Below are 9,220 nucleotides of genomic sequence, written 5' to 3'. Positions count from 1 at the left end.
GCTCCATATAGGGCCGCCTGCTGCCGCCAAGATCAACAACCCGCGCGGAATAGCCGGTCTGGTGTATGCCGGACTGCCGGCCGTCCTGTCCCTGGTGAGTTGGGCGATCATGGCCGCCTGTCGCGGCTGAAGGAGCTTGCCGACCGGCCCTGCCACTCACGCCCTCGAAACGCTCTACCCCGGGGTCATCGGGCGAAGTTGCCTTCAATGAATTGACCCGGGAAAAACGCTTGGATTCCATTCTCACGACTCGCTCTGAAACACCTGCCGAGCAATAGGGAGCGAGTGGTTAACAGTTGCTTCCCCGGCGGCGCGATCGTCGACGATCTTGGGACAGCAAGTCATCGTACCGGTCGCAACGAGCGACCCGTTGTCAGGCAGCACTCACGCCGGCGCAGTCTGGTTGCGGGAACCACAAGGCGTGACGTAGGCCACCTCCACGGAATCTCGGGCGGACTGACTTTGCGCGCGCGTGATCAATGTCACCATTGCCCGCCATACCCGCATTTTGAGGCGGAGAGCGTTCGAAACGATGATGCGCTAGCCGGCCGTCTTGCCGTACTTGACCAGGTCCTGGGCGATGGACAGCTGCAGCGCTTCGGCCAGCTCGCGCGCGGCACGGTTCTCGGCGTCGATCTGCGCCCGGTATGCGGCGAATTCCTGACGCGGCCTGTCGAAGGACGAGGTGATCGAGCGCCTCCCGGACGCGATCTTTGCACCGGTCTTGGCATCGCTCAGCGTGTAGTTGGCGGTCAGCGTCACGGAGCCGGCGGTCGGCTCGTCTTCGTCGGTTCCGACCTGCACGAGTGCCGCGGATTCGACGGCTTCGCCCACGCCGAGGAAGAGCGAATAGGCCGGCGAGGCCGGTTCGCCGGCGCCTCGTCCAAACCCGAAGATCAAATTGTTGCGCACCTGCTGCCCGAAACGCGTGTTGACCGGCTTGATGCCGATCGACGCCAGTTCGGAATTGGCGCTGCCGGTCGAGCTGGTCGACAGCGGCGCGCTTGAATAGAGCGGCCGCACCGTGCAGGCCGAGGCCAGCGCAAGCGAGCCGAGCAGGCCGGCAAGCGCCACGCGGCGCAGCAAACGGCCCAGCTCTGTCTTTCGATCAGGCAACGACATTGACGATCCTCTGCGGCACGATGATCACCTTGCGCGGAGCCTTACCTTCGAGTGCTTTCTGCACGAAGTCGAGAGACAGTACCGCTTTTTCGACCGCACCTTGGTCCGCGTCGCGGGCAATTGTCAAATCCCCCCGCTTCTTGCCGTTGACCTGTACCGGATAGGTAACTTCGTTGTCGACGACCAGTACCGGATCGAAGACCGGCCACGGCCGTTCGGCGACCAGATCGGTGCCGCCGAGCGTTTCCCAGCACTCCTCGGCCAGATGCGGCATGACCGGCGCGATCAGATGCACGAGTATCTCCACGGCCTGCCGGCAAGCGCCTTTCAGCGCCGCATCGGCCTTGCCTTCGGCCACATCGTTGAGCGGCGTGGTCAGCGCATTGGCCAGTTCGTAGATGCGGGCGATGGCGCGGTTGAAGGCAAGCTTCTCGATATCCTCGCCGACCGCCTTCAGGATCTTGTGCGCAGCTTTCGAAACTACTGCCGCCTCGCCGGCATTGGCCGCCACGGGCCCGACGCCGGCCAGCGTCTCGGCCGCCGTCGACACCAGGCGCCAGATGCGCTGAATGAAGCGATGCGCGCCGGCGGCGCCATCGTCGGTCCATTCGACATCGCGCTCGGGCGGTGAGTCCGACAGCATGAACCAGCGCGCCGTGTCGGCGCCGTAGCCGTCGGTGATGTCTTCCGGGCTCACCGTGTTCTTCTTCGACTTCGACATCTTTTCAAGCGGGCCGATCGTCACCGCCTCGCCGGTGGCGATGTCGATGGCGCGGCGCTTGCCGTCGTCGTCCTCCAGCCGCACTTCCGTAGGCGCCAGCCAGCGGCCATTCGACGCCGAGCCGACGCGATAAGTTTCGTGCACCACCATGCCTTGCGTGAACAGGCCCTTGAACGGCTCGGCCAAATCGACATGGCCGGTCTCGCGCATGGCGCGGGTGAAGAAGCGCGAATAGAGCAGATGCAGGATCGCGTGCTCGATGCCGCCAATATACTGGTCGACCGCCAGCCACTCATTGGCTGCCTTGGGATCGGTCGGCTCATACGCTCTGGGCGCCGTGAAGCGCGCGAAATACCACGACGAATCGACGAACGTATCCATCGTGTCGGTTTCACGACGCGCATCCTTGCCGCATTGCGGGCATTTGACATGGCGCCAGGTCGGATGGCGGTCGAGCGGATTGCCGGGCCGGTCGAAATCGACATCGTCGGGCAGCCTGACCGGCAGGTCGGCCTTCGGCACCGGCACCACGCCGCAATCCTCGCAATGGATCATCGGGATCGGGCAGCCCCAGTAGCGCTGGCGCGAAATGCCCCAGTCGCGCAGGCGGAAATTCACCTTGCKCTCGGCCATTGGCCGGTTGCCGATGGTCTTCTGCTCCAGCAGTTTCGCGACCTCGTCGAACGCCTGATCCGGCTTCATGCCGTCGAGGAAGCGCGAATTGATCATCACGCCGTCGCCGACATAGGCTTCATCGATGATCTGGAAGCTGCCTGGATTCTCGCCTTCCGGCATCACCACCGGGATCACCGGCAGGCCGTATTTGTTGGCGAAGTCGAGGTCGCGCTGGTCGCCGGACGGACAGCCGAAGATGGCRCCGGTGCCGTATTCCATCAGSACGAAATTSGCGACATAGACCGGCAGCGTCCRGCTGTCGTCAAACGGATGAACGACGCGGATGCCGGTGTCGAAGCCCTTCTTCTCAGCCGTTTCCAGCGCCGCCACCGAAGTGCCCATATGGCGGACCTCGTCGATGAACTTGGCCAGCGCCGGATTTGTCTCGGCAGCCTTCCTGGCCAGCGGGTGATCGGCGGCGACAGCCATGAAAGAGGCGCCGAAAATGGTGTCGGGCCTTGTCGTATAGACTTCCAGCTCATGCTCGCCGCCGATGGCGTCGGCCAGCGGCCAGCGAATCAGCAGGCCCTCGGAGCGGCCGATCCAGTTCTGCTGCATCAGCTTCACTTTTTCCGGCCATTCGGTGAGGCCGTCGAGCGAATCCAGCAGGTCCTGGGCGAAATCGGTGATCCTGAAGAACCACTGCGTCAGTTCGCGCTGTTCGACCAGCGCCCCCGAACGCCAGCCGCGTCCGTCGATGACCTGCTCGTTGGCGAGCACGGTCATGTCCTCCGGATCCCAGTTGACCTTGGAGGATTTGCGCGTCACCAGGCCCTTCTCGACGAAATCGAGGAACAGCATCTGCTGGCGGTGGTAGTAGTCGACGTCGCAGGTGGCGAATTCGCGCGCCCAGTCCAGCGACAGGCCCATGACCTTGAGCTGCTCGCGCATAGTGGCGATATTCTGGTAGGTCCATTCCTTGGGATGGACCTTGTTCTGCATCGCCGCGTTCTCCGCCGGCATGCCGAAGGCGTCCCAGCCCATCGGGTGCAGCACGTTGAAGCCCTTGGCCCGCTTGTAGCGCGCCACCACGTCACCCATCGTGTAGTTGCGGGTGTGGCCGATATGGATGCGCCCCGACGGATAGGGGAACATTTCCAGCACGTAGTATTTCGGGCGCGGATCGTCATTGTGCGCTTCGAAAAGCTTCCTGGCGTCCCAGGCCTTCTGCCATTTGGGCTCTGACGCGCGCGGATTGTATCGTTCGGTTGCCATGGGACGTTTTTCACTTAAAAGCATGCGGACTGCGGGCGACAGCTCGGCAGTTCATTGGATATGGTCCGGGTGTTCACCATGGTTTGGCAAACCCGTCAACCATATGGGTCTCGCGTCGGTCAAAAACGCGGATCAAAACAGCGGGATTTGCATATGGGTGACGCCGTTCAGCAGTTTTTCGCGGTCAAGGCCAAGATCGCCGCCGCCGAGCGCGAAGCCGGCCGCGATCCTGGCGCGGTAACGCTGGTCGCGGTTTCCAAGACCTTTGACGCCGCCGACATAAGCCCGGTCATCGAGGCCGGCCAGCGCGTCTTCGGCGAAAACCGCGTGCAGGAGGCGCAAGGCAAATGGCCGGCACTGAAGGAGACTTTTGCCGACATCGAGCTGCATCTGATCGGTCCACTGCAGTCGAACAAGGCAAAGGAGGCGGTGGCGCTGTTCGATGTCATCGAGACRGTCGATCGCGACAAGATCGCCGTCGAACTCGCCAGGGAGATCGCCAGGCAGGGCCGCGCGCCGAAGCTCTATGTCCAGGTCAACACCGGGTCCGAGCCGCAGAAGGCCGGCATCGAACCGCGCGACGCGGTAGCCTTCGTCACCCGCTGCCGTGGTGTCCACGGCCTCGCCATCGAAGGCCTGATGTGCATCCCGCCGGCCGACGAGAACCCAGGTCCTCACTTCGCCTTGCTGGAGAAGCTTGCGCATGAGGCCGGCGTCGCCAAACTGTCGATGGGCATGTCCGGCGACTACGAGACGGCGGTCGCCTTCGGCGCCACCAGCGTCCGGGTCGGATCGGCGATCTTCGGCAGCCGCTGACACCGCGGACTTTGGGCCAATCTGGCAGCCTCGTTGTGCCAAGACTGGAAACGAAACGTATCGTTCCTATTTGCTTGGTGTCATCACCATTCTCCTGGAGCCTCCACTATGCGTTACAACCAGCTTGGAAATACGGGGATGTTCGTCTCCGAACTTTGCCTCGGCACCATGACCTTCGGCGCCGCCGGCGAGAACGCCCAATGGGGCCTGATCGCCAGCCTCGACCAGAAGGGCGTCAACGAGATCGTTGCGCGCTCGCTCGCCGCCGGGGTCAATTTCTTCGATACGGCCGACGTCTACTCGTTTGGCGAGTCCGAGCGGCTGCTCGGCCAGTCGCTGAGGGATCTCGGCGTCGACAGGCAGAAAGTGGTCATCGCCACCAAGGTGCATGGCGCCATGGGCGACGGTCCCAACCAGCGTGGCTCGTCACGCGGCCACATCATGGACTCGGTCGATGCCAGCCTCGAGCGGCTGCAGCTCGACCATATCGACCTCTATCAGTTGCACGGCACCGACATGGTCACGCCGATCGACGAGACGATGCGGGCGCTCGACGATCTGGTTGCCAGCGGCAAGGTCCGCTATGTCGGCGTTTCCAACTGGCAGGCCTGGCGCATCGCCAAGGCGCTCGGCATCGCCGACCGCAAGGGCTCTGCCCGTTTCGAGACCATCCAGTCCTATTACTCGATCGCCGGCCGCGATCTCGAGCGCGAAATCGTGCCGCTCATCAATGAGGAAAAGCTTGGCCTGATGGTATGGTCGCCGATGGCCGGAGGCCTGCTGTCCGGCAAATACGGCCCCGGCGCGCCAGGCAATGGCGAGGGCCGCCGTGCCTCCCTCAACTTCCCGCCGGTCAACGAGGAGCGCGCCTGGGCGGCCGTCGCCGTCATGCGCGAGATCGCCAAAAAGCACAATGTGAGCGTTGCCACGGTGGCGCTCGGCTATGTTCTGACCAGGCCCTTCGTGATGAGCGTCATCATCGGCGCCAGCCGCATGGAGCAGCTCGAACAGAACCTTGCCGCCACCCAGCTGAAGCTTGACAGCGACGATCTCGTCCGCCTCGACGAGGTCAGCGCCCTGCCGCCCGAATATCCCGGCTGGATGGTGGAGCGCCAGGCCGCCGGCCGCCGCCCGGCGCCGTTCACGCCGAAAGCCTAGCCGCCACCAGCGCAGACATCTCGGGAGCCCATGGGCTCCCGAGAGCCGCCTCGCCTTAGGTCAGCCGCACGCTCTCGCCAAGGAAATCGAGAAAGGCCCGCACCCGCGCCGGCAGGTGCCGGCCCTGGCCGACATAGACGGCGTGGGTGGCCTCCTCGTCGCCCGGATTGAAATCCTCGAGCAACCGCACCAGCCGGCCGGCCGCGATATCGGCTGCCACGTGCCAGCGCGCTAGCCGGGCAATGCCCGCGCCCGCCAGTGCCATCAGCCGCATCGCCTCGCCATCGCTGACCAGCGTGTTGCCGATGATCGGAACCATGATGGCGTTGCCAGCCGCGTCACGGAATGGCCAGCCGTCGAGATGCCGCACGAAACCGAAGCCCATGCGGTTGTGCCTGTCGAGATCGGCCGGTGTTAGCGGCGTGCCATGCATCTGGAGGTAGGAAGGTGCTGCAACGACCGCCACCGGGCCTTGCCCGAGCTTGCGCGCCACCAGCCGCGATTCGCCGAGCGGCCCGGCGCGGATGGCGACATCGGCGCGTTCCGCCATCAGGTCGATGACGCTGTCGGTCAGCACCAGATCGACCGAAATCTCCGGGTAACGTTCGAGGAAGCGCGGCAGGAGCGGGATCAGCCGATGCACCCCGAAGGGAACGTAGGAGTTGACGCGCAGCCGTCCGCGTGGCGCCGCCCCTGCCGCGGCTTCCTGCTCGGCCGCCGCCATGTCGGCCAGGATGCGCAGGCCGCTGTCGTAGAACGCGGTGCCTTCCGGTGTCAGTTGCAGTTTTCGCGTCGAACGGCTGACCAGCCGCGCGCCAAGCCGAGCTTCCAGCCGCGCGATCAGCTTGCTGACCGCCGACGGCGTCATGCGCAACGCGCGTGCCGCGGAAGAGAAACTACCTTCCTCGACGACGCGCACGAACACTTCGATCTCGCCGGAGCGATTGATATCAGGCCTGGCCATTTGTGAATCTATTTCACAGAAAATGTGCCCGGCGCAAGTCTGGTTCACAATGCATGGCGACACGATCTTTCGGGTCGGGGCGCGGGACGGCGCTCATCCTCATCGAAGTGGAAATCGCCATGCCTCTTGCTCTTTACGCCCTCGCCGCCGGCGCCTTCGGCATTGGCGTCACCGAATTCGTCATCATGGGTTTGCTGCTCGACGTCAGCAAGGATCTCGGCGTCTCGATCTCGGCCGCCGGCCAGCTCATTTCGGGCTATGCGCTCGGCGTCGTCATCGGCGCGCCCTTGCTGACCATCGCTACCGGCAACTGGCCGCGCAAGACCGTGCTTCTGGCGCTGATGGCGATCTTCACGCTTGGCAATCTCGCCTGTGCGCTAGCGCCCGACTATTGGACGCTGATGGGCGCCCGCGTCATCACCGCCTTTGCCCATGGCACCTTCTTCGGTGTCGGTTCGGTGGTCGCCACCGGGCTGGTCGCGCCCAACAAGAAGGCCTCGGCGATCGCACTGATGTTCACCGGCCTGACCATCGCCAACATCCTGGGCGTGCCCTTCGGCACCTGGCTCGGCCAGGCCTTTGGCTGGCGGGCGACCTTCTGGGCGGTAACCGTGGTTGGCCTGGCGGCCTTCGCCGTCATCTTGGCTCTGGTGCCACGCAGCCGGACGGCGCCCGAAAAGAGCGACCTGCGCGCCGACCTCGCCGTGCTGCGCCGCACGCCCGTGCTGCTCGGCCTCGCCACCACCGTGCTCGGCTATGCCGGCGTCTTCGCCGTCTTCACCTACATTGCTCCGTTACTGACGCAGATCAGCGGTTTTGGCGAAGCCGCCGTGTCGCCAATCCTGCTCGTCTTCGGCGGCGGTCTCATCGCCGGCAATCTCGCCGGCGGCAAGGTCGCCGATCGCTGGCTGGTGCCGGCCGTGCTGGGCAGCCTCGTGGTGCTGGCCCTGGTGCTCGCAACCATGACCTTCGCCATCCACAGCCAGGTAATGGCCGTGATCTATGTCGGCCTGCTGGGTGCCGCCGCTTTCGCCACCGTGGCGCCGCTGCAGATGTGGGTGCTGGAAAAGGCGCAAGGTGCGGGCCAAAGCCTTGCCTCTTCCTTCAACATCGCCGCCTTCAATCTTGGCAACGCCGCTGGCGCCTGGCTTGGCGGCGCGGTGATCGCCCAGGGCCTCGGCTTGGGTTCGCTCACCTGGATCGCCGCCCTGCTGCCGCTCACCGCACTCGCCGTGGCGGGACTGGCACTGCGCCTCGATCGCAGCCCTACGATCGGCGAGCCTCTCTCGGTCCGCTCATAACGCCGGCAAAACCGGATCGCCTTCGACATCCCTTTCCAAACCACCAGGAGCCACGAAAATGGACTATCGACGTCTCGGTGCATCGGGCCTGAAAGTGCCCGCACTCTCATTTGGCGCGGGAACCTTTGGCGGCTCCGGCCCGCTGTTCGGCGCCTGGGGCAACAGCGACGCCAGCGAAGCGCGGCGGCTGGTCGACATCTGCCTCGAAGCCGGCGTCAATCTGTTCGACACCGCCGACGTCTATTCGAACGGCGCGTCGGAAGAAGTGCTTGGCGAAGCCATAAAAGGCCGCCGCGATGCCGTGCTCATCTCCACCAAGACCGCGCTGCCGATGGGTGACGGCCCGGCCGATTACGGCTCGTCGCGTTCGCGACTGATCAAATCCGTGGACGACGCGCTGCGGCGGCTCGGCACCGATTACATCGACCTGCTGCAGCTGCATGCTTTCGATGCCGGCACGCCGATCGAGGAGGTTCTGTCGACGCTGGACGAGCTGGTGCGTTCCGGCAAGCTTCGCTATGTCGGCGTCTCCAACTTCTCCGGCTGGCAAGTGATGAAGTCGCTGGCGCAAGCCGACAGGCACGGCTACCCGCGCTATGTCGCGCACCAAGTCTACTATTCGCTGGTTGGCCGCGACTACGAGTGGGAGCTGATGCCGCTTGGCCTCGACCAGGGCGTCGGCGCGCTGGTGTGGAGCCCGCTCGGCTGGGGCCGCCTGACCGGCAAGATCCGCCGGGGAGCAAAACTGCCGGACAAGAGCCGGCTGCACGACACCGCAAGCTTCGGCCCACCGGTCGAGGACGAGCATCTCTACCGGGTCATGGATGCCCTCGACGCAGTGGCCGAAGAAACCGGCAGGACAGTACCGCAGATCGCCATCAACTGGCTGCTGCAGCGCCCGACCGTATCCTCGGTCATCATCGGCGCCCGCAACGAAGAACAGCTGCGCCAAAATCTCGGCGCCATCGGCTGGACCTTGACGCCGGAGCAGATCGGGAAACTCGACGCGGCCAGCGAAGTCACCGCACCCTACCCATATTTCCCCTATCACCGCCAGGAAGGTTTCGCCCGGCTGAACCCGCCGGCGGTTTAACACATCAACCGTTCGGGATCGGGGTGTGTCGAGATTCAGGTCAGGCCGAGTCGAGAATGGTGGCTTCCGAGAACCGGAGCGGAGCGTACTTAAAGTACGTGAGCACCGGAAGCGCAGGAAACCGCCATTCGCAGGCCGGCCTCACCTGAATATCG

General features: G+C 64.5%; 7 protein-coding genes. 4 read left to right on the top strand and 3 right to left on the bottom strand.

Translation table 11 applies throughout. The annotated features are described in order from the left end of the window. Nucleotides 1-540: 540 nt before the first annotated feature. Together lptE and leuS are read right to left on the bottom strand one after the other, a co-directional pair. Entirely contained in the window at nt 541-1,122 is a 582-nt protein-coding gene (lptE, locus tag ACXJ7R_RS17360; RefSeq protein WP_095084169.1) for an LPS assembly lipoprotein LptE, read from the bottom strand. Then, a complete protein-coding gene (gene leuS / locus ACXJ7R_RS17355; RefSeq protein ID WP_457152911.1) occupies nt 1,109-3,733 on the bottom strand; it encodes a leucine--tRNA ligase in 2,625 nt (874 codons plus the stop codon). Before leuS ends, lptE begins: the two co-directional genes overlap by 14 nt. A 153-nt stretch (nt 3,734-3,886) precedes the next feature. Between leuS and ACXJ7R_RS17350 the strand changes: the two genes are divergently transcribed. Further along, on the top strand, nt 3,887-4,549 hold the full coding sequence (locus ACXJ7R_RS17350; RefSeq protein WP_457152910.1) for a YggS family pyridoxal phosphate-dependent enzyme: 663 nt from the start codon (nt 3,887-3,889) through the stop codon (nt 4,547-4,549). A gap of 108 nt (nt 4,550-4,657) precedes the next feature. Then, nucleotides 4,658-5,707, top strand: coding sequence for an aldo/keto reductase (locus ACXJ7R_RS17345; RefSeq protein WP_457152909.1), 1,050 nt, complete (start codon nt 4,658-4,660; stop codon nt 5,705-5,707). A 55-nt stretch (nt 5,708-5,762) separates the two neighbouring features. On the opposite strand, the gene ACXJ7R_RS17340 is transcribed toward ACXJ7R_RS17345, so the two are convergent. Beyond that, complete coding sequence (locus ACXJ7R_RS17340; protein WP_457152908.1) at nt 5,763-6,671, bottom strand: LysR family transcriptional regulator; 909 nt, start codon at nt 6,669-6,671, stop codon at nt 5,763-5,765. Nucleotides 6,672-6,790: 119 nt separating this feature from the next. On the opposite strand from ACXJ7R_RS17340, the gene ACXJ7R_RS17335 reads away from it, so the two are divergent. Then, on the top strand, nt 6,791-7,972 hold the full coding sequence (locus tag ACXJ7R_RS17335; protein ID WP_457152907.1) for an MFS transporter: 1,182 nt from the start codon (nt 6,791-6,793) through the stop codon (nt 7,970-7,972). Between the two features lie 58 nt (nt 7,973-8,030). Next, a complete protein-coding gene (locus tag ACXJ7R_RS17330; protein WP_457152906.1) occupies nt 8,031-9,065 on the top strand; it encodes an aldo/keto reductase in 1,035 nt (344 codons plus the stop codon). Nucleotides 9,066-9,220: the final 155 nt, after the last annotated feature.

The sequence above is a fragment of the Mesorhizobium sp. P5_C1 genome, from assembly GCF_054049815.1.
This window is presented reverse-complemented; position numbering and strand designations above follow the sequence as displayed.

Bases quoted from the DNA above. Each gene is read 5' to 3' on its own strand.
- lptE (WP_095084169.1), bottom strand. From the start codon at position 1,122: ATGTCGTTGCCTGATCGAAAGACAGAGCTGGGCCGTTTGCTGCGCCGC.
- ACXJ7R_RS17345 (WP_457152909.1), top strand. From the start codon at position 4,658: ATGCGTTACAACCAGCTTGGAAATACGGGGATGTTCGTCTCCGAACTT.
- ACXJ7R_RS17340 (WP_457152908.1), bottom strand. From the start codon at position 6,671: ATGGCCAGGCCTGATATCAATCGCTCCGGCGAGATCGAAGTGTTCGTG.
- ACXJ7R_RS17335 (WP_457152907.1), top strand. From the start codon at position 6,791: ATGCCTCTTGCTCTTTACGCCCTCGCCGCCGGCGCCTTCGGCATTGGC.
- ACXJ7R_RS17330 (WP_457152906.1), top strand. From the start codon at position 8,031: ATGGACTATCGACGTCTCGGTGCATCGGGCCTGAAAGTGCCCGCACTC.